Source organism: Bartonella sp. B1099, from assembly GCF_944801835.1.
GTDB lineage: Bacteria > Pseudomonadota > Alphaproteobacteria > Rhizobiales > Rhizobiaceae > Bartonella.
On the sequence record NZ_CALYLN010000002.1, the window covers coordinates 258,562 to 284,385 of the forward strand.

The 25,824-nt window shown below is 39.0% G+C and carries 22 protein-coding genes and 1 tRNA gene; 7 read left to right on the forward strand and 16 right to left on the reverse strand.

Going from position 1 to position 25,824, the window contains the following annotated elements:
• A complete protein-coding gene (locus NNJ73_RS07570) occupies positions 1-1,038 on the forward strand; it encodes a site-specific integrase (RefSeq protein WP_254493531.1) in 1,038 nt (345 codons plus the stop codon).
• A gap of 55 nt (positions 1,039-1,093) precedes the next feature.
• On the opposite strand, the gene NNJ73_RS07575 is transcribed toward NNJ73_RS07570, so the two are convergent.
• From NNJ73_RS07575 to NNJ73_RS07615, 9 genes are all read right to left on the reverse strand, one after another.
• Entirely contained in the window at positions 1,094-1,393 is a 300-nt protein-coding gene (locus NNJ73_RS07575) for a HigA family addiction module antitoxin (protein WP_254493532.1), read from the reverse strand.
• A gap of 15 nt (positions 1,394-1,408) precedes the next feature.
• Entirely contained in the window at positions 1,409-1,690 is a 282-nt protein-coding gene (locus tag NNJ73_RS07580) for a type II toxin-antitoxin system RelE/ParE family toxin (RefSeq protein ID WP_208441689.1), read from the reverse strand.
• A gap of 437 nt (positions 1,691-2,127) precedes the next feature.
• On the reverse strand, positions 2,128-2,949 hold the full coding sequence (locus NNJ73_RS07585) for a DNA adenine methylase (RefSeq protein ID WP_254493243.1): 822 nt from the start codon (positions 2,947-2,949) through the stop codon (positions 2,128-2,130).
• A 142-nt stretch (positions 2,950-3,091) separates the two neighbouring features.
• Positions 3,092-4,075: a phage late control D family protein gene (locus NNJ73_RS07590; RefSeq protein WP_254493694.1), complete on the reverse strand. Its 984-nt coding sequence runs from the start codon at positions 4,073-4,075 to the stop codon at positions 3,092-3,094.
• On the reverse strand, positions 4,075-4,329 hold the full coding sequence (locus NNJ73_RS07595; protein WP_142416575.1) for a tail protein X: 255 nt from the start codon (positions 4,327-4,329) through the stop codon (positions 4,075-4,077). Before NNJ73_RS07595 ends, NNJ73_RS07590 begins: the two co-directional genes overlap by 1 nt.
• Positions 4,326-4,796, reverse strand: a complete 471-nt coding sequence (locus NNJ73_RS07600; RefSeq protein WP_142416576.1) for a phage tail protein — start codon at positions 4,794-4,796, stop codon at positions 4,326-4,328. Before NNJ73_RS07600 ends, NNJ73_RS07595 begins: the two co-directional genes overlap by 4 nt.
• A gap of 11 nt (positions 4,797-4,807) precedes the next feature.
• Positions 4,808-7,141 carry a phage tail tape measure protein gene (locus NNJ73_RS07605; protein ID WP_254493533.1) on the reverse strand — a complete coding sequence of 778 codons (2,334 nt, stop codon included), beginning with the start codon at positions 7,139-7,141 and terminating at the stop codon, positions 4,808-4,810.
• Between the two features lie 9 nt (positions 7,142-7,150).
• Positions 7,151-7,327 (reverse strand): hypothetical protein, encoded by a 177-nt coding sequence (locus NNJ73_RS07610; RefSeq protein ID WP_254493534.1) that lies wholly within the window; start codon positions 7,325-7,327, stop codon positions 7,151-7,153.
• 115 nt (positions 7,328-7,442) lie between these two features.
• Positions 7,443-7,519: transfer RNA gene (locus NNJ73_RS07615), tRNA-Arg, on the reverse strand.
• A gap of 272 nt (positions 7,520-7,791) precedes the next feature.
• Here NNJ73_RS07615 and NNJ73_RS07620 point away from each other — a divergent pair.
• Positions 7,792-8,565 carry an NAD kinase gene (locus tag NNJ73_RS07620; protein ID WP_254493535.1) on the forward strand — a complete coding sequence of 258 codons (774 nt, stop codon included), beginning with the start codon at positions 7,792-7,794 and terminating at the stop codon, positions 8,563-8,565.
• Positions 8,566-8,711: 146 nt separating this feature from the next.
• A complete protein-coding gene (locus tag NNJ73_RS07625) occupies positions 8,712-10,115 on the forward strand; it encodes a DEAD/DEAH box helicase (RefSeq protein ID WP_254493536.1) in 1,404 nt (467 codons plus the stop codon).
• Between the two features lie 65 nt (positions 10,116-10,180).
• On the opposite strand, the gene gltX (NNJ73_RS07630) is transcribed toward NNJ73_RS07625, so the two are convergent.
• The 7 genes from gltX (NNJ73_RS07630) to NNJ73_RS07660 form a co-directional block, all read right to left on the reverse strand.
• On the reverse strand, positions 10,181-11,551 hold the full coding sequence (gltX, locus tag NNJ73_RS07630) for a glutamate--tRNA ligase (RefSeq protein ID WP_254493537.1): 1,371 nt from the start codon (positions 11,549-11,551) through the stop codon (positions 10,181-10,183).
• A 10-nt stretch (positions 11,552-11,561) separates the two neighbouring features.
• On the reverse strand, positions 11,562-13,223 hold the full coding sequence (locus NNJ73_RS07635) for an NAD+ synthase (protein ID WP_254493538.1): 1,662 nt from the start codon (positions 13,221-13,223) through the stop codon (positions 11,562-11,564).
• A 126-nt stretch (positions 13,224-13,349) separates the two neighbouring features.
• Positions 13,350-14,729, reverse strand: a complete 1,380-nt coding sequence (locus NNJ73_RS07640) for a class II 3-deoxy-7-phosphoheptulonate synthase (RefSeq protein WP_254493539.1) — start codon at positions 14,727-14,729, stop codon at positions 13,350-13,352.
• A gap of 72 nt (positions 14,730-14,801) precedes the next feature.
• Positions 14,802-16,193: a glutathione-disulfide reductase gene (gene gor / locus NNJ73_RS07645; protein ID WP_254493540.1), complete on the reverse strand. Its 1,392-nt coding sequence runs from the start codon at positions 16,191-16,193 to the stop codon at positions 14,802-14,804.
• A gap of 202 nt (positions 16,194-16,395) precedes the next feature.
• A complete protein-coding gene (locus NNJ73_RS07650; protein WP_254493541.1) occupies positions 16,396-16,953 on the reverse strand; it encodes a DUF2059 domain-containing protein in 558 nt (185 codons plus the stop codon).
• Between the two features lie 98 nt (positions 16,954-17,051).
• On the reverse strand, positions 17,052-17,756 hold the full coding sequence (gene rpiA, locus NNJ73_RS07655; RefSeq protein ID WP_254493542.1) for a ribose-5-phosphate isomerase RpiA: 705 nt from the start codon (positions 17,754-17,756) through the stop codon (positions 17,052-17,054).
• A 337-nt stretch (positions 17,757-18,093) separates the two neighbouring features.
• Entirely contained in the window at positions 18,094-20,370 is a 2,277-nt protein-coding gene (locus NNJ73_RS07660; RefSeq protein WP_254493543.1) for a ComEC/Rec2 family competence protein, read from the reverse strand.
• A gap of 110 nt (positions 20,371-20,480) precedes the next feature.
• Here NNJ73_RS07660 and gltX (NNJ73_RS07665) point away from each other — a divergent pair, with 110 nt between their 5' ends.
• The 4 genes from gltX (NNJ73_RS07665) to NNJ73_RS07680 all read left to right on the forward strand — a co-directional run bounded on the left by gltX (NNJ73_RS07665) (position 20,481) and on the right by NNJ73_RS07680 (position 25,767).
• Entirely contained in the window at positions 20,481-21,911 is a 1,431-nt protein-coding gene (gene gltX, locus NNJ73_RS07665) for a glutamate--tRNA ligase (protein WP_254493544.1), read from the forward strand.
• 268 nt (positions 21,912-22,179) lie between these two features.
• Entirely contained in the window at positions 22,180-23,475 is a 1,296-nt protein-coding gene (gltA, locus tag NNJ73_RS07670) for a citrate synthase (protein ID WP_254493545.1), read from the forward strand.
• Positions 23,476-23,791: 316 nt separating this feature from the next.
• Positions 23,792-24,544 (forward strand): transporter substrate-binding domain-containing protein, encoded by a 753-nt coding sequence (locus NNJ73_RS07675; protein ID WP_254493546.1) that lies wholly within the window; start codon positions 23,792-23,794, stop codon positions 24,542-24,544.
• Between the two features lie 470 nt (positions 24,545-25,014).
• A complete protein-coding gene (locus NNJ73_RS07680; protein ID WP_254493547.1) occupies positions 25,015-25,767 on the forward strand; it encodes a transporter substrate-binding domain-containing protein in 753 nt (250 codons plus the stop codon).
• The last annotated feature ends 57 nt before the right edge of the window (positions 25,768-25,824 follow it).

The window sequence follows — 25,824 nt, forward strand, 5'->3', positions numbered from 1 at the left end:
ATGCCAAAGCGTCGTCCACCCTATCTTGTTCGTGAACGTACACGCCATGGTAAAATCATATGGTATGTCCGTATTGGTCATGGACCACGGGTTCGGATTGAAGGAGTTTACGGAACGCAAGAGTTTATTGACAGTTATATGCTTGCCCTTAAGCATGCGCAAAATGGCACCTCCAAGAAAACAAAACAAACCAGACTTGTAGAGGGCTCTTTCGATTGGTTATTGCATCAGTATTTACAAAGCATGCAATGGCATAATCAATCAGAGTCAACGAAAAAAGTTAAATATAGAATTCTAAACAATATTTCTAAACATATTGGTGATCGCGCTTATAAAAGCATAGAAAAACAACATATTCTTGATGCCGTAGAAAGAAGACGCAATACTCCCGCAGCAGCAAGACACTTTTTGACTTCTTTAAATGGTCTTTTTAATTGGGCGGTTGATAATGCTCTTTTAAACAGAAACCCTGCTTTTAACATAAAACCGCCAAAATCCTTTAACGCAGAAGGCTTCACCCCATGGTTAGAAGAAGATGTTGAGAAATATTATCAACATTGGTCTGTCGGTACCCATGAACGCGTCTGGATTGATGTTCTTTTATATACGGGCTTACGTCGTGGTGATGCCGTTCGCATTGGCTGGAAAAATGTTAAAGATAATATTATTCATCTCAAAACAGAAAAGAGCCAATTTAAAACAGATGTTTTTCTACCTATTTTACCAGAACTTGCAGAAACCCTTAAAATTGGTCCCGTAGGTGATGAAACATTCATTTGTGGTAAAGGTGGAAATAAGCTTGTAAAAGAAAGTTTTGGCAACTTATTTCGTGAAGCGTGTAATCAAGCAGGAATTAAAAAATCAGCCCATGGATTGAGAAAATTGGCAGCAACACGGGCTGCTAATGCTGGTGCTACAGTTTCACAAATGAAAGCACTATTTGGCTGGACTGAAGATAAAATGGCATCTCTTTATACCAAAACAGCCGATAGAAAACGTCTAGCAATAGAAGCAATTAAAAAACTTCAAAAAAACTAAAACAATGGATAGAAGCTAAAAACAAAGAAAAGCACCAGAAAAATTATGAATAAAATCAAATGTGTGTTTGACTATCCTCAGAAACTAGAGGAGAAATAGTTGGTTGTGCCTGTTGCATTGTTTGCCATAAATTATAGTTAGTTTGCATATCTAACCAAAATTTTGCTTTACTAAAACCCGCCAACTCTAATTTAATCGCCAGCTCGGTACTCATAGAAGCATGTCCATTAATCACTCTTGAGAGAGAAGCTCTTGTCATATGGAGGTGATCAGCTAATTTCTGTATTGATAGCCCCATTTCTTCCAAGAAAGCGACTTTTAAAACTTCACCCGGATGTGCAGGATTATGCATCATTTTTTATTCCTCTCATCAATGGTAGTCTTGATAATCAACAAGCTCCACATCTGTTCCTATAAAGCGAAAAGTAACACGCCAATTTCCATTCACCCATATAGAATAATATCCTGTAAGTTCACCTTTAAGAGGATGCATTTTAAAGGCTGGTGCTTTCAACATTTCGGGCGTAGTAGCACTTGTTAAAGCCGTTAAGATAACGCGTAATTTCTTTACGTGATCTGCTTGAATAGCTTTTGTAGACCCTGTTGTATAAAATAATTTTAAGCCCTTATGTTTGAAACTCACAATCGCCATTACCGCCCCATGTCGTATACTGATACTATACGATTAATAAAAATAAGAGTCAAGTTCTATACGACAAAATTTAGTTTCATATTTGGACAAAATGATTGAGAATAAGCTATTAAAAGGTTCGGGATAGACAGAAAAATAAGCTAATAAAATCAATAACCATAAAATTCCCTTACCTTTATATAACTTATTGATTTTATATAAATATGGCATTCCCACCCCCTCCGCCACAGCACTTTTATCGTGCTATAATTTGTTGATTTTATAGGTGTTTTTTTAAGGTGCGGGATTGTAGCTTGTCAGCAGGTTTTGTATATTTTGCCACCAGGTTTTGTACCAATTTATTTTGCTTCACATGATTTTTAAGGGGTTCTCAAAGGAGCTTCAAAGTCCTTTCAAAGGTTGTTTAAAGACCCTTTAATGAATCTTTTTCTTTTCTCCTAAATATCACAATTGGTAATGATGAGTTCCTTTACCGGAATCGCATTATTTGACAAATTACAGGAATAAATTGTTCTCACCTCTTTTATATGGAATTGACTGAAGGTTTTTCGAATCTCTGGCACATCATTGAGAGAGAGAAGAAACTTCCCCTTTAATTGTGCAAGCAGCATAGACATCATCTGGTAATCCTCCCGCTTAAACAAGTCCTTGCCATAATAATCTTCAACACCAAAATAAGGTGGATCAAGATAAAACAAAGTATTTGGCCGGTCATAACGCACAATAAAATCAGACCAGTCTAAATGTTCAATGATAACTCTCGCTAAACGGCGGTAAATAAGCTTTAACATACCTTCAAGTTTGAAGGGATTAAACCGTGCACACCGGTCTGTCTCAACTCTAAACGTACGCTCTGCTACTTTCCCACTAAAACTTAAACGCTGCAAATATAAAAACCGCAAAGCCCGTTCTAAATCCGTAAGCGTTTCTGGATTTTGTGTCTGTAAGCGTTCAAACGTCTCACGGCTGCTTATTTGAAACGCTAACAGTTCTATAAAGGGGTGATAATGGCGTTGTAACACCCGAAAAAAATTCACCACATCTCCTGAAAAATCATTGATAATTTCAGTAGATGGAATCAGTTTCCGTCTAAAGAATATTCCACCCATACCAACAAAAGGCTCAGCATAAATGCTATGTGGAATATCTTCAATGATTTTGATAATGGTTTTGGCTAATCTTCTTTTGCCCCCAATATAAGCAGCAGCGGGTGAGATAGGTTCAACAGATTTTAATTTTTCCTTATGAAGTATATCCATCATTTTTTTACACTCTTTCATCTATATTAGCCGTCTTCTCATTACTTTAAGTGATAAGAAGCGGCTGCGATGTTAAGTTAAGTCGCATTGGACGGGGTTGTCGCAAAACTTTCTCCCGTTGGCTGGGTGACCAGCCCAGCCTCTATTTTTGTTCCTCTCCTTGATTTAGCGCTTCTAGGGTAATTTCTGTGATGTATCCGCTTTGCTTCTCATAGCGATGGGTCACGGTTGCGGCATGCCATGGGCCATTGATTTCTCTACGAAACCCTTGGAGGAGAAGCGGTTGATCCGCCATGATTTCAGGGCGCCCCTCTAAGCTTAAAGAACCACTGCCCATGGCTCGGCAAAGCCTATCCGATTCGGAAGCAGCGGCGGCTTGTGCTTGGCTTTCACAAGGGTAGCACGTGCGCAAACGGCGCACTGGACCATGATACCCCGTGTGATGCGTAACGACGTGCTGTTGCCCTTTTGAACGATCAAAATAAGAAGCTTCAATAGTGCCATATTGGGTGCGAGGCTCTAGTGTGAATTCCCAATGCGCACAGTCATATTGATGGATTGTCTGTAGGGGAAGATTGTCGCCACCTAAAAATAAAAACTTATTGTCTTTGATCAAAAAACGCGCCTGCATTCGATCAGCAAGACGGGTTAAAAAATCAATCACTGACTGATCGGTGCGCACCACATAAGGCAAGGTTTGTTTGGTAAATTTGGGGCTTACCTTTGCTTGATAACCATGGCGTTTGGCAAGAATCTCAACAATCTCGCCAATGGTTTTATGGTCAAAATGTTCGCTCACCTGTTCTTTAAGTTCCCCACGCATAGAGGCGCTTTTGCCACAAAGGCGCAAAATCTCTCCATCACTGCCCCCACAACTGATCACCGTCTCCACAACAAAACGCCCCATAAATGCACGGATACTTCCCTCATAACCAAAGGTGACATGGAGCGCAGTGTTCCTGGAGGGGATCTCTAAATCATTGCCGCTATCATCAAATTCCGCCTCGAATGTATCGGCTTCATTACCCGCATTGTCTGTGATGGTTGCCGTTAAAAGACGTTGGTAAAAAACTTCATGAACAAGCTTATCCCCTACCCTTACCTCAATAAAGGGATGTGTGCGCATTAATCCCATAGCCGTTTGACCACGCTGTTTTTTTCTTGGGAAATAAATTCAGGCAAAAGAACCTTTAAGCCCCGCGGTAAAAAAGCATCATACCCCGCAATCTCTGGATTAGCCTCCAGTGTGGCTTCTAAATAACCTTTCAGTAAACCAGCTTGCCTCCGGTCTCCTAAAACAGACAAGGCATGGTGATAACAAATGAGGTCTAAACTCATATCCTCAAGTTCGACCACAAGCTGTTTTGCGGGGATCTTCATGAGGTATCCTCCTCTTGTCCCCCTTGGTATTGCCCTATTTGATATTGACCTTGTGGTTTTCCCCCATCAAAAAACGGCAACAGGCTAATGGAATAGCGAATACGCCCTGATTGACCAGAGCGGCTAATATAGTCATGGTCTTTCGTGACACTGGTAATCACCACGGATCCAAGCATTAAGGCACTGTAGCTATCATCACTCATCCAACGGATCATCTGAACGGGTTGAGCCGCACGTATGGTTCTGGTGATGGCATCAATGGCAACCCGATCCCCAAACTCTTCTGGAAATAATACCCCGTGGATGGTTTTGGGATCATTGCCATAACCGGTAAATTGCAAACCAGGGGCCCCACCAAAACGCTCTAAGCAAACCCATGAAGCCGAAAACTCTTCCTCAAACGATTGGAAGTTCAACCAGTCCACATAAAATTGATGCGGTCCTAACATCAGCAAAGGATCTTGCATACTCCCTCCCCTTATTCTGTTCCGCCATGCAAGGCATTGGCCCCTGCCCGTTGCAAGGCATGACGAACCGCATAACCAGTTGCAATGGGATCACGTGCACCATTGACATGCACCGTGACATTTTGATTGTGCGTGATGGGGACGCGCTCTTTGTCTTTTGCTTCTGGAACAAAGCTATGGCCATGCCCTGCTCCCGCAAATTGCACAACAGGCTGAGGCGTTTTGCCTCCTAAAAAACTTGGCAAATAATCTCTTACATCAATCGACCCAATCCACCCCTTTATGCGGTGAGGTAAAGATTTACAAAAATCTGTCAATTGTGAGATGGTCCCCGTAAAGCCATCGACAATCCAACTCGCCAAATCTTCTCCGATTTGTTCCATACCCGCTTTGGCGCTCTCTGAGAGCTTTTCCCTAGTAAAAAAACTCCCCAACCACTCCCAAAAGTTGGAGAGACTTTGTTTAAAACCCTCCCACACATTGCCAAACCACTTAGAAACAGAAGAAAGCCCTTGTTTAAACTTTTGCCAGTGGGCAGAAAAATCAAAGGCAGCGGCAATGATGTTTTTCCAACGTGTAATGGTTGCTGTGTCAGCACCAAAAAAACGCATGACGGCTTCAAAGGCACGACCAAAAGCGCGGATTAGCCCCCGTGCAAATCCTTTGACAAAGGAAGAAAAGCGATCCCAATATTTCCACAAAACAAAACAAGTCGCAATGATGACAGCCACAACAGCAGCAATCAGAGCACCGATTGGGGTAAATACAGCCCCAACAACAGAAGCAATACCTGCCCCAACCACCTCGATCGCTGTCCCTATCCAGCCAAAAGAGGCAGCAAATGCTGTACCTGAAATTGCGATCCCTCGCAAAGCTCCCATCAATAAAGTTATGGGGCGTAAGAGTCGCAGTGAACTTGCCCCAAGACCTGCAGTTAACAAGCCCAGTGAGCGCCCTGAAGCCAAGAGCCCGCGCCAACTTGCCTTCAGCGCACCGCTCACAGCCCTCATCTTGATAAAAGAGGCAATCAATTGCAGGATCCCAAGGCGGGTTCCCGCCATGGTAAAACGTACAACCCGTAAAGCGATGTTAAAAGCCATCAGGGCGGCAATGGTTTTGATAATGGCGCTTGTTAAAGCTGGATGAGCATTAGCCCATGCCATAAGAACATTGATAAAACCACCAACACTTGCCATTAAACTGTTGACAGGAGGCAGAAGCACTTCACCAATGGTAACCCCTAAAGCCACAATGCGGTTTTGCAACAGTTCAAATTGCCGCATGGCACCGGTTGCTTGTTTGTCTGCCTCTTGTTCGACAGAGCCTTTAAAGACTTTTGGGTCTTCAACAAACTTTAAGGCTTGCCCTAACAATTCGGGGTTACCCACCAGTTTGGCAAAATCCCCAGTAAAGTCGCGTCCTGCAATGGCAATCAGTGAACGCATCCCCTGTTCGGATTTGCCCAAGACATCAAAAAAACGCACCAAGGTACCGGTGGCATCTTTCTCCAGATCTTCCATGAATTTTTGGCGGGAGAGCCCAATATTAGTAAAAGCATCTTCAATATGCTTTCCTCCCGCCTGAATACGGGCACTGATAGAATTAAAACCACGTGCTGCACTCTCTGGGACAATACCAGCAGAAATCATTGCCGTTCCAAAGGCTGCGGTTTCACGGGCTGTCAGTTTAAACATGGTTGCCGCACCGGTCGCCCGATTGGTAAAGTCAGACACCTCACTTGCCTTGGCCGCCATGTGGTTGGAAAGATGGTTGATAGCATCGCCTAGATCTTCAATGCCTGCTTGATTAAGCTTAAAGACATTGCGCAATTTGGCAAAGCGTTCCCCAATCTGGTCCCCCGTCATATCAAAGGCGACCGCTGCTTTGGCGGCATAAATGCTAAAAGCCTCGAGATCTTGTTCACCAATCCCTGCTTGGCTGGCACTGGTCATCAGTTCTAAAACTTCACGAGCGGCGAGAGGGATTTTGGTGGAGGTTTCAAGCGCAAAACGACGCAATTCTTTTAAACGATCAAGGGGGGCATCCAGAACCTTTTCCAAGCCTTTCATCGATTGATCAAATTGCATGGCTTTATAAAGAGGCGCAATCAAGGTTGCCGTTTGAGCAATGGCGCCTACCATGCGCCCACGCGCATGAATATAAGCATTTTGCGCTTTTGCTGTAGCTTCCTCCAAGTGCTCAGGGTCAAACCACCCTTTAAAATGCTTTCGTGTTTGGTTTTGGAAATGCGCAATATCGAGGCTAAAGGCTCTTAAGTCTCGCTTGGCAGAGGCGATCCCTTCTTGGAGATGATTCACAAAACGCACAACAAGGGAAACATCCATAAGCGTATCTTATCCTAACATTTGGCTTTCATATTCTTGGGCTTTCAAGCGCACTAATTCTTCGCGATAGGAAATCACTTCCAGCCAATCCATCTGATTGATCTCTAAAGCCGACCAGTGGTAATAAAGGGCTAGTTCGGCTCCAAATTGTCCGGCATAGGGGATTGGCGTTGCGTAAAAAAGCAAAAAAAACCTTAAACACGGCCACAACATCAACAATATCAAGACGATTAATGAAGAAATTTGCTTCTTTTTAGCTAAGATTGTTATTGAGGATGATATCAAAACAAGTTGAGGCATTTGGTGCACCCGACAGAATTCGAATCTGTGACCTCTGCCTTCGGAGGGCAGCGCTCTATCCAGCTGAGCTACGGGTGCTTCATACCGATTATCAAAATCAGTTGTGGTCTTTTAACTAATCATACGCCCAGCTTCAATGTTTAAATGATCATTCTCATAAAAAAATTACTTATTTGTAAATTATCAAAAAACGCAATCTTCTTTCTTTTCTACAATGAGACTTTATCTTGAAAGAGCTTCTCTTTTTGTCTTCAATACTCTTTTTATTATAAAGAGAGCTTTGATTACAACTTCAAAACTCTCAAAAAATAAGTTACAAGATAAATTATAAGTATCAGGATAATTCTTAAATGACTACATTACCAAGTCGCTTTCATTTTATTTCCGCAGAAACTGAGGAAGCTCTCAAAGCTACCCAGAAATTAATTTCCGTCTACGGTCATTCTTCTCTGGAAGAAACTGATATTGTTGTTGCAATCGGTGGTGATGGAACAATGTTACAAACCGTACGAGATGTTATGAACACTGGAAAACCTATTTACGGTATGAATCAAGGTTCTGTAGGATTTCTTATGAATGAATTTCATGAAAAAAAATTGCCCAATCGTATTGCTGTCGCCCATAAAAAAGAAATTCATCCCTTACGCATGATTGCAAAAGCTGAATATCAAGAATCTATCGAGGCACTTGCAATTAATGAAGTATCCCTCTTTCGGCAATCTTATCAAGCAGCAAAAATTCGCATCACCATTGATAACAACATACGCATGGAACAGTTAAGTTGTGATGGTATCCTCGTCGCGACACCAGCAGGATCAACTGCCTATAATTTATCAGCACAAGGACCTATTCTCCCCCTTATGGCCCCCCTTATGGCCCTCACCCCTGTTAGCCCTTTTCGCCCAAGACGTTGGCATGGGGCACTGCTCCCCAATACAGTAACAGTGCGTTTTGATATGCTCGAACCTGACAAACGCCCTGTCAATGTTGCTGCGGATAATGTTGAGGTTAAATCTGTCTATTCAGTGACTATTTCAATGGCAACAGAAGTAACCGCTTCAATTCTTTTTGACTCAAATCATTCATGGGATGAGCGCATTTTATCAGAACAATTTCGCTATTAATGATTGTATTATGCGTTTGATGTGTATATGATTGTTATAGTTGGCTTTTTTATAAAAGTATTTTAACGCTCTTTAAAAGTAGAAAACATGAGTTGTACTTATCATTGAAATAGCGAAGTTAAAAACACAAAGCAATTGATAAAAAAATGATACCATCTTTGAATAGTTTTGATGATTTAGGTCTTTCCGCAAAGGTTGTTAATGCAGTAAAATCAGCAGGATATACAGTTCCAACACCTATTCAAAGTGAAACAATTCCTCATGTCCTTCAAAGAAAAGACGTTCTAGGAATCGCTCAAACAGGAACGGGTAAAACCGCCTCTTTCGTATTGCCTATGCTCACTCTCCTTGAAAAAGGTCGTGCAAGAGCACGAATGCCCCGTACACTCATCTTAGAACCAACACGGGAAATCGCAGCTCAAGTTGAAGAAAATTTCGATAAATACGGAATAAATCACCGTTTAAATGTTGCTCTTTTGATTGGTGGAGTTTCTTTTGAACATCAAGATCGTAAACTGGAACGAGGAGCGGATGTTCTTATCGCAACACCAGGGCGTCTTCTTGATCATTTCGAGCGTGGTAAATTACTCCTGATGGGCGTTGAAATCCTTGTTATTGATGAAGCTGATCGCATGTTGGATATGGGCTTTATTCCTGATATTGAACGTATCTGTAAACTAACCCCTTTCACACGTCAAACTTTGTTCTTTTCTGCAACAATGGCACCAGAAATTACAAAGTTAACAAAACAATTTTTACATTCCCCTGTATCCGTTGAAGTTACAAAAGCATCCTCAACAGCGACCACAATTACACAACGACTTGTCAAATCTGGAAATAAATCATGGGATAAAAGAGCGGTTTTACGAGAGCTTATCCAAAATGAAGGTTCTAAGCTTCAAAATGCTATTATTTTCTGTAATCGAAAGAGAGATATCTCTGAACTTTTTAGATCACTCATCAAACATAACTTTAATGTAGGCGCACTTCATGGAGATATGGACCAATATTCACGCATGAATACCTTAGCCGACTTTAAGAGTAATAAACTTACGCTTCTGGTTGCTTCTGATGTTGCTGCCCGTGGACTTGATATCCCAGCGGTAAGTCATGTGTTTAATTATGATGTTCCTACACATGCTGAAGACTATATCCATCGAATTGGTCGTACAGGGCGTGCAAATCGTCGTGGAAAAGCTTTTACAATCGTAACAAAAGATGATCAAAAATATATCAACGCCATTGAAGAAATAAGCAGTGAAAAAATTGAATGGCTCAATGGAGATCTTTCGACTTTAATAACCGATGATCAAACAGAAGATATTGTTGTAAAGAAAAAATCTTCACAATCATCAAAGAAAACTGCTGCCAAAGAGCCTCTTGCCCCTCCTAAAAAAACTGTAAAAGAGAAGAAAGTAGATTATATCAAAAATGTGAAACGTAAAGAAAATCCATCCGAGCAACAACACTCACGAAAAAATAAGAATTACGCGCCTCTTGGATTCGGTGATGATATTCCGGCATTCATGCTTATAAAAACGCGTAGGTAGCCCTCTACTTCATTCTCTCTAAGCGTACAATAAATAAAAAATGCGTTTAAAAAAGTTTCTCTTAATTATTTAGAGAGTCTTTCTATGACCTTTTCGCGCCCTAAAAGCTGTAAAAACTTTCCCATTTCAGGTCCATGATCCATGCCCGTAAGTGCTTGACGTAATGGCATAAATAAAGACTTTCCTTTCCGCCCCGTATTTTCTTTTAATGCTGTCGTCCAAATTTGCCAACTTTCATCCTTCAATACACCTTCAGGTAAGAAATTGAGTGACTGCTGTACAAATTCACGGTCTTCTAGTGCCACGGTATCAAAACTCTTTTCATCATGAATGATTTTCCACCACAAGACTGCATCATTGACTTTATCAATATTGCTTTTTATCGCATTCCAGAAATATTCCGCCTTTTCTCCTTTAATAGAAAGATTTTGAAGGCGTATTTTAACGTCCTCATAATTTAGTTCATGAACAAGATGACTATTCAAAGTACAAAGATCTGCAATATCAAATTTTGCAACCGACTTTGATGTATCTTGTAAATTAAAATGTTCTAAAAGCGCTGCTTGATGGGGATAGGGATGCACATTTTGTGATGTTCCAATCAAAACAGCAAGACACTGAACAGCTATCGATTCAAATCCTTCTTCCCGTAGAGAACGAATAGAAAGATCATTGTTACGTTTTGAAAGTCCTTTTCCTAAAATTGTCGCCAATAAATTGATATGACCAAAAACCGGTAATTCTGCACCCAGAGCTTTAAAAAGAGCAATCTGAGCACCTGTATTTGTAATATGATCATCGCCACGAATAATATGTGTAATGGCCATATCGACATCATCCACAACAGACGGTAATGTATAAAGATAGGTTCCATCTTCACGAATAAGAACAGGATCTGAAAGAGAAGCCAAATCAATGGTTTGCTTTCCCTTTACGGCATCATTCCAGCAAACCTCTGTTCGCTTTGTTTGCAAAGGATTATTTTCAAAATTAGGGAGAAGAAAACGCCAATGGGGTTTACGACCTTGTGATTCAAAGTTTTTTTTCTCTTCTGCTGTCAACTTTAATGCTGCACGATCATAAATGGGAGGCAGTTTGCGTGAAAGCTTTATTTTACGACGCCGCTCTAATTCTTCCGCTGTTTCATAACAGGGATAAAGTAAACCACGTTGTTTGAGGATTTCTGCCACTTCATCATATCGATTAAATCGTTTAGATTGGTAATAAATTGCATCTGGTTGAATACCAAGCCATTCAAGATCAACAGCAATAGCATCGATATATTCCTGTTTAGAACGCGCAATATCTGTATCATCATAGCGCAAAATAAATTCTCCCTTATGCGCCCGTGCATAAAGCCAATTAAAAAGCGCAATACGGATATTGCCAATATGAATATAACCTGTTGGAGAGGGAGCAAAACGAACTTTAACCATAAAAGAATACTCAATTTTTATCGCGAAAATAATTAACAATAGGATAACGACGATCGCGTCCGAAATTCTTGTAACTGATTTTTACACCGGGTGCAGATTGTCGCCTTTTATATTCAGCACCATAAAGAAGCTGTTCAATTTTCTCAACAGTTTCTCGTACATGCCCACGTTGAACAACATCACAAATACTCATGTCATTTTCCACAAGAGATTGCAAAATATCATCTAGAATAGGATAAGGGGGCAGAGAATCTTCATCTTTTTGATTTTCCCGCAGCTCTGCAGAAGGTGCTTTTTCTATAATATTGGGTGGTATGACAATTCCTTCTGGTCCCTTTAAATGATGCAAGTGATTTTTATTGCGCCACTCAGCTAATGCATAAACTTGCATTTTATAAATATCTTTAAGAGGATTAAACCCACCATTCATATCTCCATAAAGTGTTGCATATCCCACAGCCATTTCCGACTTATTGCCTGTCGTTACTACCATCGAACCAAATTTATTTGAAAGAGCCATTAAAAGTGTACCGCGTATACGACTTTGAAGATTTTCTTCCGTCACATCAGAAGGTAAGCCTAAAAAAAGAGGCGATACTATATTCAAAAAAGCCTCAACAGCTTGCTCAATCGGTATGATTTCATAGTGACATCCCAAAAGGTCGACACATTCTTTGGCATCGTTTAATGATTCTTGCGAAGTATAATGATAGGGCATCATAAGGGTACGAACCCTCTCAGCACCAAGAGCATCCACCGCCATTGCCGTACAAAGAGCTGAATCAATTCCTCCTGAAAGACCAAGAATAACATCCTTAAAACCGTTTTTATTAACGTAATCTTTCAAACCTAAAACACAAGCTTGATAATCAGCGGCTAATCCATTGAGAAGACTTTCCTTCGGACCTGAAACACAGTGCCACCCTGTCGTTGTTCGTTGCCAATGACTCACAGCAAGATGGCTGTCAAAGTGTTTCATTTGAAACACCTTTTGACCTTGTCCATTCAAGGCAAAAGATCCTCCATCAAAAACTAGCTCATCTTGACCACCAACTTGGTTAGCATAGATAATTGGCACTCCAGATTGAAGTGCTTGCGTATGAACAACGTCTATACGTTTTAAGGTTTTATTACGATAGTAAGGAGATCCGTTAAGGACCAGAATAATTTCAGCGCCTTTATCTTTAAGCTCTGTACTAAGAGAGAAATCATTCCAAATATCTTCACAAATGACTATTCCCAATTTTATCCCATGATAAATAATAGGCTCAGGTCGTGATCCGGAAGAAAATAGACGCTTTTCATCAAATTCAGCGTAATTAGGTAAATCAAACTTAAAGCTTTCCGCGATGACTCGTCCTTCATCAAGGAGCATGACGCCGTTGTAAATATTGCCATTACGCCTTAAAGGAAGACCAATGACAATTCCTGGTCCGCTTACAGTTGTTTTTGCTAATTTCTCAATAGCCTCTTCACATGTTTTTGTAAAAGCAGGTTTTAAAACAAGATCTTCCGGCGGATAAGCGCTTATAAAAAGCTCTGTGAATAAAACAAGATCAGCCCCCTCTTCTTTAGCCTTTTGATGCGCCATGACAGCTAGAGAAAAATTCCCCTCAATATCACCGACAATAGGATTTAATTGGGCGACTGCTACCCGAAAATCATTTTTCATAAGCCTTTGTATCACTTCATCAGTTTGGCAACCACAATTTTATTCTTCACCATTGGAAATATTACTTTTTAAAACTTCTTTTCGTCCATAATAGTCTAAAATAAAAAATGTCAGACAAGTTTTCGTTTACCTTCCAGCAACAAGTGCTAACGGGTCAGTCGCACGATTTTTTTTAAGGAGTTCAGCAACAAGAAAAGCTAACTCTAACGCTTGATCTGCATTTAATCGTGGATCACATTGCGTATGATAACGATCAGATAAGTCATCGACAGAAATAGCATGCGCCCCACCCGTACATTCCGTTACATCACGACCAGTCATCTCAATATGAATGCCTCCTGGATAGGTTCCCTCTCCACGATGCACTGCAAAAAAATTCTCTACTTCTTTTAAAACATAATCAAAGGGGCGCGTCTTATAACCATTGGCAGTAATTGTATTGCCATGCATTGGATCACATGACCATATAACCTCTCGCTTCTCGCGTTCAACAGCACGAATGAGTTTAGGCAGATAATTTTCAACCTTATCGTAACCAAAGCGCGTAATAAGAGTAAGCCGCCCCAGTTCGTTTTCAGGATTTAAAATATCAATTAATTTTAAAAGCTCATCAGGCTCAATGGAAGGACCACACTTTAATCCTATAGGATTTTTAACGCCGCGACAATATTCAACGTGAGCATGATCAATTTGACGTGTGCGGTCACCAATCCATAACATATGGCCAGATGTTGCATACCAATGTCCTGAAGTTGAATCAATCCGAGTCAAAGCCTCTTCATAACCAAGCAAAAGCGCTTCGTGACTGGTATAAAAAGATGTTTCACGCAACGAAGAATGCGTTTTGGATGTAATCCCTATGGAACGCATAAAATCAATTGCTTCAGAAATACGTTCTGCCAATAATTCATAACGTTCCCCCTGTGGACTGTTAGAAACGAAACTCAACATCCATGCGTGAACATTTTCTAAATTAGCATACCCCCCTTGTGAAAAAGCACGCAAGAGATTAAGGGTTGCTGCAGATTGGCGATAAGCCATAGACATCCGTTGCGGATCTGGAATACGAGAATCGGCTCCAAATTCAATGCCATTGATAATATCCCCCCGATAAACAGGCAATTCAATGCCTTCTCTGCTTTCAATATCAGAAGAGCGGGGCTTTGCAAATTGCCCCGCAATACGACCAATTTTAACAACGGGTTTAGAACTCCCAAAGGTTAAAACAATCGCCATTTGCAAAAATACACGAAAAAAGTCACGAATATTATCAGCTTCATGTTCTGCAAAGCTTTCAGCACAATCACCACCTTGCAATAAAAAAGCCCTGCCTTTCGCAACAGCCGCTAATTCATTTTTTAAATCACGTGCTTCACCAGCAAAAACCAAAGGTGGATAACTTCTCAGCTTTCGTTCGACATCTTCTAACATAGACTTATCCGGATAAGTCGGAACTTGCTTAATTGGCCTTTTTCTCCAAGAGTCAGGCGCCCATTCTTTTATCATTACACTCTCTCTAAAAAATTAAGCTTCCAGCTTAGCATATAAAAAACTTTTTACCACACTATGGGGTATTGTTTAATTCTCTATTTTCTTCCCATTTTCATATATATAACTTGGTTTATACATCGTTACTAATTCTTCTGCCATCGTTGGATGCACCGCCATCGTTTCATCAAAAATATCCTTCGTCAGCTTACCCTTGAGAGATATTCCAATAAGTTGTGCCATCTCACCAGCGTTTTCTCCTAAAATATGAGCGCCGACAACAATACGGCTTTCACCATCAACAATGAGCTTCATAAACATTTTCTCTAAGCTACCGGAGAGAATATTACGCATAGGACGAAAAACTGTACGATAAATTTCAAGACGCTTATAACGCTGTATCGCCTCTTCTTCTGAAAGACCTACCGTTCCAATCTCAGGCTGTGAAAAAACGGCTGTTGTAATTAAATCATAATGAGGTTTTGTGGGAATATTTTCAAATGCTGTCTTAACGAAACACATTGCATCATGGATCGCAACAGGTGTTAATTGAATATGACCCGTTACATCTCCTACAGCCCAAATATGAGGGATATTTGTGGTCATTGTATCATCAACAATAACACCACCAAACGCATTAACTTCTATACCTGCCCTTTCAAGTCCTAAACCCACTGTATTGGGCATACGCCCTGTGGCTAACATAACTTGATCCGTGTTAATCATTTGCCCATTTGATAAAAGAACATTATAGCAATTTTCTGCCGCCTGCACTTTAGAAATTGTTACTCCATAGAGAATAGAAATCCCTTTTTCAATCATTGCATCATTAAGCAATTGTCGCAAATCGTGATCAAAATCACGAAGAATTAAATCACCACGATGAAGGAGTGTCGTTTTTACACCTAACTCATGAAAAATATTAGCAAATTCAACACCAATATACCCTCCACCAACAATGACTATTGATTTTGGGAGTTCATCAAGATCAAAAATCTCATTAGAAGTCAGACAAAAATCGGCGCCTTCTATGGTCGTATTTGGTGCAACTTTTGCCCCCGTTGCAATCAAAATTTTTTCCGCAGTTACCCGCTCACCCGTAGTAGAAAGCTCTAATGTGTGATCATTGATAAAAGTAGCACGACTTTCATAAATATGCACATTGTTATTCTCTAACCCCTGACGATACAGCCCTTCTAATCTTGATATTTCTTTATTTTTGGCTGCAACCAACTTTTTCCAGCTAAAAATTGGATCTGCATATTCCCACCCAAAACCCACGCTTTTCTTAAATTCTTTTGCATATTGTGAAGCATAAACATAAAGCTTTTTGGGAACACAACCACGAATAACACAAGTCCCCCCTATACGGTATTCTTCTGCTATAGCGACACGCTTACCAAGACCTCCAGCAAGCCTTGCTGCACGCACCCCACCAGAACCACTTCCAATAACAAATAAATCAAAATCAAAAGAGCCCACAAACTATTCCTTCTCATATATTTGCAACGATAGGCTAAAGTCATTTATTATTAAATGAAAGTCTTTTTTCTTTTAAAAGAATATTTTTCTATAAAGCAATAGTCTAAAAGGACAGACTCTTAATAAAATATTAAAAACGGCGGGAAAACCGCCGCTTTTAAAAAATCAGAAATTGCTGATTGCTGTCATGATATCAATCAAGTTATTTTTTATTCTCTTGAGCTTTTGATTTTGTAGGCATCGTAGAATTATTCAAATTAAGTGTCTCAGACATTTCTTTTTTCACATTTTCTACAAGATCCTGCATAAGAGTAGAACGCCATACATCAAATGCAGAATAGGAATCACGTGCAATATTAGGAACTTCTGTCAAAAACTTTTTACCGGTATCAGAATTATAAAATGCTGTGATTGCATCAAGCTCTTTTTGCGTAAAATATTTTGCATACACATGAGCAATCTCTTTTTCCAGATCAGAGCGCCTTTTAACTAAAGCAAGCGCCTGCTTATCAACGATATCAGAAATAGCTGTTGCCAAATTCGGATCATCACTGATCAGTTCATTTTTGAAATCATGGACTGCATTTGGTAAAAAACTATCAAATTGATCCGTTGCATGAATGGCCCTAATCGCCTTTCGGGCTGAATCTAAATGTTGATCACTCACACCTTGTGCATAAACCATTCCAATATTCACAAAAAAAATGGCAATTGCACCAAAATATACAAAAAAACGCTGAAAAGAAAATGTTATCCTCATTTAATGATTACCCCAATCGCTAATTATAATTTAAAATTTGTTATTCTACTCAAAATCTTTTTTTATTGTGCTAACATATCATCATGTAAATGTCTTTTCTAAAAATCAAATGGTTCTAAAACTTTTATTTGACCATCCGCCATAGCGACAATTGCACGTGAAGCCAACCCCAAAAAAAGACCATGCTCAACAACGCCAGGAATGGCAAGAAGCGCATCCGATAATAATTTGGGCTGCAAAATGCATCCCCAAAATGCATCAAGAATAAAATGACCACCATCTGTTTTAAAAGGATTTTTTCCATTCATTCGCAATGCAATTTCTCCAGAAAGTCCTAAATCATCCGCGACTTTTTCGATGGCTTTGCGTGTTGTATGGATACCAAATGGATTCACTTCAATCGGTAGTGCAAAAGCACCAAGTCTTTTGACCATCTTTGTTTCATCAGCAATGACAAGCATTGCACGAGATGCCGATGCGACAATTTTTTCATATAACAATGCTCCCCCTCCCCCTTTAATGAGCATCATTTCAGGACCAATTTCATCTGCTCCATCAATATCCAGATCCAGTTCAGGGATCTGTTCTAAAGTGCTAACAGGCACCCCAAACTTATGACAGAGTTGTTCAGAATATCGTGAAGTCGCAACACCGGTCACACGCAGACCATCCGCAACACGCTCACCAAGAAGACGAATGAATTCATTAACAGTTGAACCAGATCCGATACCAAGCCGCATATCATCTTCAATAAATTCAAGCGCTTTAACAGCGGCCCTTTTTTTTAACTGCTGAACATCCATGAATGACTTTACCTTTTATCCGCAAACAACATTTATCACCACTCTTGCCACCAATAACAATGATAATAAAAGGCAGCCTCTTAAACTCAATCTATCTAAACTTAACCGTCATCTTTTTCTTGAAGAGATGTTACCCGTTATAGAAATATATGATAAGAATAAAATAGGATAATCAACAATTATCTTTTTTATTTCTTCGAGAAAATTTGTTGGTATTTTCCTTATTCACAATGCAATTGATAAACTGATCAATTTAAAAAACGCAAAAATATACCAGAAAAATCTTCTGTTATTTTTTGTTTTGTCAAGTGTCCAGATATGAAAAAAATGCGATAAATCATGGGATTTTTTGTGAATGCTGTCTGTGCATATTCCACGGTCTATGAAACCCTAGCGAAGACCAAATAATATCCCCGCCTTTAGTCACCATAACGCTTCCTCGTGATAATACTTGTTGAGGCGTAAAGATTATTTTTGCCTTCTTGTGACATATTGGATCCTGCATTACAAATGTCTGAATGAGGATATCTGCCTCTATACAGTGATCTATTTTTTCACGTAAAATGATAATTTTTAATCCATTCTCTAATAAGGATGTGCATATATAATGATCACAAATAAATTGTCCATGAAACGAAGGACCATACTTTGTTGGTTTAATTGTTTCATTTAAATGAAATGACTTTTTCCAGATGGATGTCGTGAACTTAGAATGATGATAACGATCAATATATAATTTTTTATCCTGGATAACACCCACGAGGCGCATATTATCTGCTATAATCAATTGTATAGGTGAATGCATTATACAAATAGAAATACCAGCTACAATAAAAAGATTAAAAAATAGCCTGATGGGTGTTCTGCAAAAAGTCAGTCCAACCAGGCCTATGCTCAATAAAACTAACGCAGACAACGGCATAAAACCAGGATTTAAATCAGGAGAAATAGTCTTGACAGCGTGTGCAATCTTTATCACAAGATCAACACCAAATCCCATAATTTGAAGAGGAAGCCATTCGAATCCTCCTAACATTGCAAGAACTGCGATTAATCCGAAAGGGATAACCAAAATTGAGATGATAGGCAAAGCAAAAGCATTACTGATAATGCTTAAAGATGCCATATTAGAAAAATGATAAGCAGCATAAATTCCACTTGCACTCCCTGCTATAAGCGAAGATGCACATGTTGAAAATATTGATATAAAAGCGAATTTTATCACTCTTTCTCCAACATAAGAGGAGGTTGTTTTTCTTGTACGAAAAAGTGACCTTCTGCTCCACCAATCAAAAAAAGCAATCAAAGCAGCCGTCGCAGAAAAAGACATTTGAAAGCTAGGACCTAATATTTCATGGGGTCTAATCGCTAGAGTTATCAACCCCGCAATAGAAAAATTACGCATTGTGATAGCTAAGCGATTACACAATATAGCAACCAACATGACAGCAATCATCACAAAACTTCTTTGTGCTGATATTGCTAAGCCCGACAAGAGTAAATAAAAAGCTGTTATCATAAATGCAACGATAGCAGCCAATTTTTTACTGGAATAATAGGAAGAAAAAACTGGAAAAAATGCTAAAAAGCTACGGATACTCAAAAGAACTAAGCCGCTCAATAGGGACATATGTAAACCTGATATGGATAAAATATGGGCTAATCCAGCCACACGCAGTGCTTCATTTGTCTCATTTGAAATACCAGCACGCTGTCCTGTTATGAGAGCTGCCGCAACACTTCCCTTTTCTCCTTCAAGGGCTAGACGGATTCTTTGTGTCATCTTCATGCGTAAATTTTCAATTTTCTGTAGAACGATAGCGAATATTCCATCAGACTGCGAAATGGATATTTTTCTTGGTTTTCCTAAATAAACGCCTTGCGCCCCAATTCCTTTAAAATAATTATGAAAACTAAAATCGTAACCTCCTGGACGCACCTGTCCAGAGAATGCACGAAGCTTAACCTTCCCATACAGTCCATCACCAATTACTAATCCAGATGGCAAATATCTTGCCGATAAACGAACACGATGAGGACTATGGTGTAATATGGGCTTTTCTGTACTCAAAACATCTAAAATTAAACGAAATCCCCCTTTGGTAACTGACTCAACGGAAACAATTCTTCCCGTCAATGTGGTGACAATGTCACTGCTTAACATGGGTGTTGCAATACGCCATGTTTCTATTTTTGCCGCCAAAGCTCCCAATACAATACAAAACAAAAATCCCACGAGAATCCATATTTTTCGATAAAAATGCGCAATATAGAATATTCCCAAAAAGATGCTAACCAATACCCCCAATTGTTCCCAACTTGGCTCCTGTTCTAAATGAAAATAAAAAATGATTCCTAGAGAAAAAAAGACTAAAATCAGCGAAAAAAGGATACCAAAAGAAACTTCTTTATCGATACAATCCGCTAACCATTTTCTAATAACGATGATTGCTTCTTTTAAGAGCGTCAATAAAAAAAGATTTTGTTGGTTATAACTGCCATTCTTTGCATCATCACAGCTAGAAAAAACACCCTGCCCTATTTGACATGTGTTTTTTCTTTCTATAACAGATTTTGCGGATAAACCCTTTTTAACTTTACTTTGATTAAACATCCGCCCCCCATTTTACTCGCAATGCGGCTATTGCACACCCCGTCACCTATGCTAACATAACCTTTCTATAAAGTTCCATATGTAATATCTCAATTTAAAGGAAAATATTCGTGTCTGTTATTACTCGCTTTGCCCCCTCTCCCACAGGATTCCTTCATATTGGTGGGGCTCGTACTGCTCTTTTTAATTGGCTTTATGCAAAACATACCGGTGGAAAAATGCTTCTACGCATTGAAGATACAGACCGAGAACGCTCAACAGAGGCAGCTGTAAAAGCCATTATAGATGGCTTACACTGGATGGGGCTTAGTTATGATGGTTCCCCTATTTCACAATTTAAACGTGCAGAACGTCACCGCCAAATCGCCGAACAGTTGGTCAAAAATGGCAAAGCATATTATTGTTATGCCTCACCTGAAGAGTTAGCTGAAATGCGTGAAAAAGCCCGTACAGAAGGACGCCCTCCTCGTTATGATGGACGTTGGCGTAACCGAGACATTTCTGAAGCGCCTCAAGATGTCAAACCTGTTATTCGCATCAAAGCCCCTGAAGATGGAGAAACGATTGTACACGACCGTGTTCAAGGTGATGTTCGTTTTCCTAATAAAGATTTAGATGACTTTATTATTTTGCGTTCTGATGGTTCGCCTACCTATATGCATGCTGTTGTCGTTGATGATCACGATATGGGTGTCACACATATCATACGAGGTGATGATCATCTGACCAATGCAGCCCGACAAACGATCATCTTTAAAGCTATGGGTTGGGATATTCCTGTTATGGCCCATATTCCTCTTATCCATGGTGAAAATGGTGCAAAATTATCAAAGCGGCATGGTGCGCTCGGTGTTGATGCTTATCGAACAATGGGATACCTTCCTGCTGCTTTGCGCAATTACCTTGTCCGTTTAGGATGGAGCCATGGTGATGACGAACTCATGTCACTTAAAGATATGATTTCTTGGTTTGATATTGAAGATATTAACAAAAGCGCTGCTCGTTTCGACCTTAAAAAGCTTGATTCCATCAACGGACATTATATGCGCATGAGCAATGATCAAGAACTTTTTGATGCTGCTCTTGATATTCTACCAGAAACCGATGGGGGAGCACAAATCATTAAAAGACTTGATGAACAACGTCGTGTTCAATTTTTCAAAGCAATCCCACATTTGAAAGAGCGTTCAAAAACACTGTGCGAACTGATTGACAATGCCTCATTCATTTTTACGCAAAGACCATTACAGCTTAATGAAAAGGCACAGACGCTTTTGGATAAAAATGGACAAACCATTTTAAACGATCTTTATCTTGCCCTGAAAGCTTGTCCCTCTTGGGATACAAAAGCCCTTGATGAAACTCTTCGCTCTTATATCCAAACACAGAATCTCAAATTTGGATCGATTGCTCAGCCACTTCGTGCAGCTCTTACAGGGTGTACCACATCGCCAGGTGTTTTGGATGTTCTGACTTTATTGGGACGCGATGAATCTCTTCACCGCATCAATGATCAGCTTATCACAACAATAGGTTCATAATGTATACTGGGATATCTCCTTACATGAGTATCTCATGTAGATACTTCAACGCAATCTAAAAAGAGTTTTTTTATTTTCTATCATTGAAATACAGTTTTTATTGAGTAATAATGATCAATAAGGAAATATTTTGAGATTGTATGTTCTCATTTTTAGAGGCAATCTACCCTCAATAATAAGTAAGAAAAGCTTCAGTTATTATATATCTCGCACTCTCATGAAGCAGAGTCTTAATTTTTAGAAGAGAAGGATCTGAAAGGAATACCGAATGTCTGAGAATAACGCACATATTATTGTGAATGATAAAAAAGTAGAACTTCCCCTGCGTAAAGGCACGAGTGGACCTGAAGTCATCGAAATTTCTTCTCTCTACAAAAAAACCAATATTTTTACTTATGACCCTGGTTTTACTTCAACGGCTTCTTGTGAATCAAAAATTACTTATATTGATGGCGATAAAGGGATATTGCTTTATCGTGGATATCCTATCGACCAATTGGCTGAAAAAGGTGATTTTCTCGAAAGTTGTTATCTTCTTCTTTATGGGGAACTCCCAACACAGCAAGAAAAAAACGACTTTGATCGATGTATCATGCAACATACAATGGTCCACGAACAGTTTTCACGCTTCTTCCACGGCTTTCGTCGTGACTCCCATCCCATGGCTGTCATGGTTGCCTGTCTTGGTGCTATGTCTGCTTTCTATCACGACTCTATTGATATTACAGATCCTCACCAGAGAATGATTGCTTCTGTTCGTCTTATCTCAAAAGTTCCAACACTTGCTGCTATGGCCTATAAATATAGTATTGGACAAGCATTTGTTTATCCTCGCAATGATCTTAGTTATGCTGCAAATTTCCTTCGGATGTGCTTTGCTGTTCCTTGTGAAGAATATAAAACAAATCCTGTGCTTGCTCGGGCGATGGATCAAATCTTTATCCTTCATGCCGATCATGAACAAAATGCTTCTACATCTACGGTACGTCTTGCTGGATCATCAGGGGCTAATCCGTTTGCCTGTATTGCTGCAGGTGTTGCATGCCTTTGGGGACCAGCACATGGCGGCGCCAATGAAGCATGTCTAAAAATGCTACAGGAAATCGGTTCTATTAAAAGAATTCCTGAATTTATTGCTCGTGCAAAAGATAAAAATGATCCTTTCCGCCTTATGGGTTTTGGTCACCGAGTCTATAAAAATTATGACCCACGTGCAAAAATCATGCAAAAAACCTGTCATGAAGTTTTAAAAGAGCTCAATATTCAAGATGATCCGCTTCTTGATATTGCAATAGAACTGGAAAAAATTGCCTTAAGTGATGAATACTTTATTGAGAAAAAGCTTTATCCCAATGTTGATTTCTATTCCGGTATTACATTAAAAGCTCTAGGCTTTCCAACCGAAATGTTTACTGTTCTTTTTGCATTAGCACGCAGTGTCGGGTGGGTGGCACAGTGGAAAGAAATGATTGAAGATCCTGCACAAAAAATTGGTCGTCCTCGACAACTCTATACAGGCTATGCTATGCGTGACTATGTTCCTATAGATAAGCGTGTCAATTAAAGAAAGAAATCAATAAAGCTTCAGTAAACTGGAGCTTTATTGTAAATGATTAAAAACATCCTTTAAAATTTTTTACAAAGATAATTAATTTTAAACAAAACTATTATCATTCATTCCATCATTAACAAGAACTTTCCTTCTTTCCCGTACTTCTCCCCCCATACTTGATACGAATAAATCATTTTTTTGATTGTAATCCAGCGTAATGATAGCAAAATGAAGACAGATAAATTTTTACGTTGCTCCTAAAGAGCTTACAGATTATAAAAATGCCTCATGGTTTCATATTTGTCAGCTTATTGAATAGGAGAACATAATGAAGTTATTAGCAAGAGCTCTTATAATAAGCGCAACACTGTTTACCTTATCAGCTAATTCTCAAACGCTGAAAATTGCAAGTGATGCTTCTTATCCTCCGTTTAGTTATATTGACTCAAATAATGAGCTTAAAGGGTTTGATATTGATATATCTTATGCCCTTTGTAAAAAAATGAATGTTGAATGTACCATTGTCACGCAAGACTTCGAGGGAATGATTCCTGGCCTTCTAGCCAAGAAATATGATGCTATTGTTTCTTCCCTTTCTCCTACAAAAGAACGCTTACAAAAAGTTGATTTTACAGATCCTTATTACAACACAGCACTGGCTGTCATTGTGACCAAAAATTCGGGGATTACAGAAATCTCAACACAAGCCTTTAGGGGTAAAAACCTTGGTGTACAATCAAATACAACACAAGCTGCCTATGCGGAGGATCATTATGCCTCTGAAGGCGTGAATATCAAACTTTATCCTACAGCAATAGAAGTGAATCGTGATCTTTTAAGCCACCGACTTGATATCATCATCTTTGATCAATTAAAGGCATTAAATTGGCTTGAGAATGAAGGAAAAGATTGCTGTCTCCTCCTAGGAACTCTGGAAGAAACAAAATTTCCTGTTGCAATTGCGCTGCGTCAAAACAATAATGATCTTAAAAATAAGTTCAATGAAGCAATAAAAGAAATCCATTTGGATGGAACTTATGAGAAAATAATGAAAAAATATTTTACATTCGATATCAATTAAATTTGAATCTTTTGAAGAAATGTCTTTTAACTTTTTGTTGGGCATGAAAAAATAGGTGGAAATTCAGCATTTTCATAAGAAGAATTTACATCTATCAAAAAAATTAATTTTTTAATTGTTTCTTGATAGTTAAATGTTTATGGAATCCAATGACAACAATGAGATTGTATTTTTATCTTATCTAAATCTAATTTTATGTACAAATTGAAGAGCTTATTTTTAAAGAAAAGCCTTCAGTTTTTACTTATGAAATGATGTAAACATATCATTTCAATGGAAATTAAGCATCATACAACGATGAGATATTTATTCTTCTCTCAATTAATGAAAAAGATAATTTTTTGATAATAATGTCCAGCATCACAATCTAAAATAAACAGCGATAAATTTTTGCATTGCTCCAGAAAAGCTTACAGATTATAAAAACGTGACGATTTCATATTTGCCCGCTTATCCAATAGGAGATTATCATGAAACTATTCGCAGGAGCTCTTATAATAGGCGCCGCGCTATTCACCCCATTGGCTGATGCGAAAACATTAAAAATCGCTAGTGAAGGCACTTATCCTCCCTTTAGTTATATTGACTCAAATAATCAGCTTAAAGGGTTTGATATTGATATATCTTATGCCCTTTGTAAAAAAATGAAAGTTGAGTGTACAATTGTCACGCAAGATTTCGAGGGGATGATCCCCGGACTTATTGCAAAAAAATATGATGCGATCGTTGCTTCCCTTTCCCATACACAAGAGCGTTTACAAAAAATTGACTTCACAGATCCTTACTACGATACAGCACTGGCTGTCATTGTTACCAAAGATTCGGGAATTAAAGAAATCTCGTCACAAAGCTTTAGAGGCAAAAATCTTGGTGTACAATCAAATACAACACAAGCTGTTTATGCAGAAGATCATTATGCCTCTGAAGAGGTAAAAATCAAACTCTATCCTTCTACAATAGAAGTGAATCGTGACCTTTTAAATCATCGACTTGATGTGATTATTGTTGATAAATTACAAGCATTAAATTGGCTTAAAAATGAAGGAAAAAATTGCTGTCTCCTCCTAGGAACTCTGGAAGAAACAAAATTTCCTGTTGCAATTGCGCTGCGTCAAAACAATAATGATCTTAAAAATAAGTTCAATGAAGCAATAAAAGAAATCCGTTTGGATGGAACTTATGAGAAAATTATGAGAAAATATTTTACAAGCGATGTCTATTAAAGATCCCTATGATATTTAAATGAAATCTACTGTTGATTTTTAAAAACATTATCTAAC

Bases quoted from the DNA above. Each gene is read 5' to 3' on its own strand.
- NNJ73_RS07570 (WP_254493531.1), top strand. From the start codon at position 1: ATGCCAAAGCGTCGTCCACCCTATCTTGTTCGTGAACGTACACGCCAT.
- NNJ73_RS07575 (WP_254493532.1), bottom strand. From the start codon at position 1,393: ATGATGCATAATCCTGCACATCCGGGTGAAGTTTTAAAAGTCGCTTTC.
- NNJ73_RS07580 (WP_208441689.1), bottom strand. From the start codon at position 1,690: ATGGCGATTGTGAGTTTCAAACATAAGGGCTTAAAATTATTTTATACA.
- NNJ73_RS07585 (WP_254493243.1), bottom strand. From the start codon at position 2,949: ATGGATATACTTCATAAGGAAAAATTAAAATCTGTTGAACCTATCTCA.
- NNJ73_RS07590 (WP_254493694.1), bottom strand. From the start codon at position 4,075: ATGCGCACACATCCCTTTATTGAGGTAAGGGTAGGGGATAAGCTTGTT.
- NNJ73_RS07595 (WP_142416575.1), bottom strand. From the start codon at position 4,329: ATGAAGATCCCCGCAAAACAGCTTGTGGTCGAACTTGAGGATATGAGT.
- NNJ73_RS07600 (WP_142416576.1), bottom strand. From the start codon at position 4,796: ATGCAAGATCCTTTGCTGATGTTAGGACCGCATCAATTTTATGTGGAC.
- NNJ73_RS07605 (WP_254493533.1), bottom strand. From the start codon at position 7,141: ATGGATGTTTCCCTTGTTGTGCGTTTTGTGAATCATCTCCAAGAAGGG.
- NNJ73_RS07620 (WP_254493535.1), top strand. From the start codon at position 7,792: ATGACTACATTACCAAGTCGCTTTCATTTTATTTCCGCAGAAACTGAG.
- NNJ73_RS07625 (WP_254493536.1), top strand. From the start codon at position 8,712: ATGATACCATCTTTGAATAGTTTTGATGATTTAGGTCTTTCCGCAAAG.
- gltX (WP_254493537.1), bottom strand. From the start codon at position 11,551: ATGGTTAAAGTTCGTTTTGCTCCCTCTCCAACAGGTTATATTCATATT.
- NNJ73_RS07635 (WP_254493538.1), bottom strand. From the start codon at position 13,223: ATGAAAAATGATTTTCGGGTAGCAGTCGCCCAATTAAATCCTATTGTC.
- NNJ73_RS07640 (WP_254493539.1), bottom strand. From the start codon at position 14,729: ATGATAAAAGAATGGGCGCCTGACTCTTGGAGAAAAAGGCCAATTAAG.
- NNJ73_RS07650 (WP_254493541.1), bottom strand. From the start codon at position 16,953: ATGAGGATAACATTTTCTTTTCAGCGTTTTTTTGTATATTTTGGTGCA.
- rpiA (WP_254493542.1), bottom strand. From the start codon at position 17,756: ATGGATGTTCAGCAGTTAAAAAAAAGGGCCGCTGTTAAAGCGCTTGAA.
- NNJ73_RS07660 (WP_254493543.1), bottom strand. From the start codon at position 20,370: ATGTTTAATCAAAGTAAAGTTAAAAAGGGTTTATCCGCAAAATCTGTT.
- gltA (WP_254493545.1), top strand. From the start codon at position 22,180: ATGTCTGAGAATAACGCACATATTATTGTGAATGATAAAAAAGTAGAA.
- NNJ73_RS07675 (WP_254493546.1), top strand. From the start codon at position 23,792: ATGAAGTTATTAGCAAGAGCTCTTATAATAAGCGCAACACTGTTTACC.
- NNJ73_RS07680 (WP_254493547.1), top strand. From the start codon at position 25,015: ATGAAACTATTCGCAGGAGCTCTTATAATAGGCGCCGCGCTATTCACC.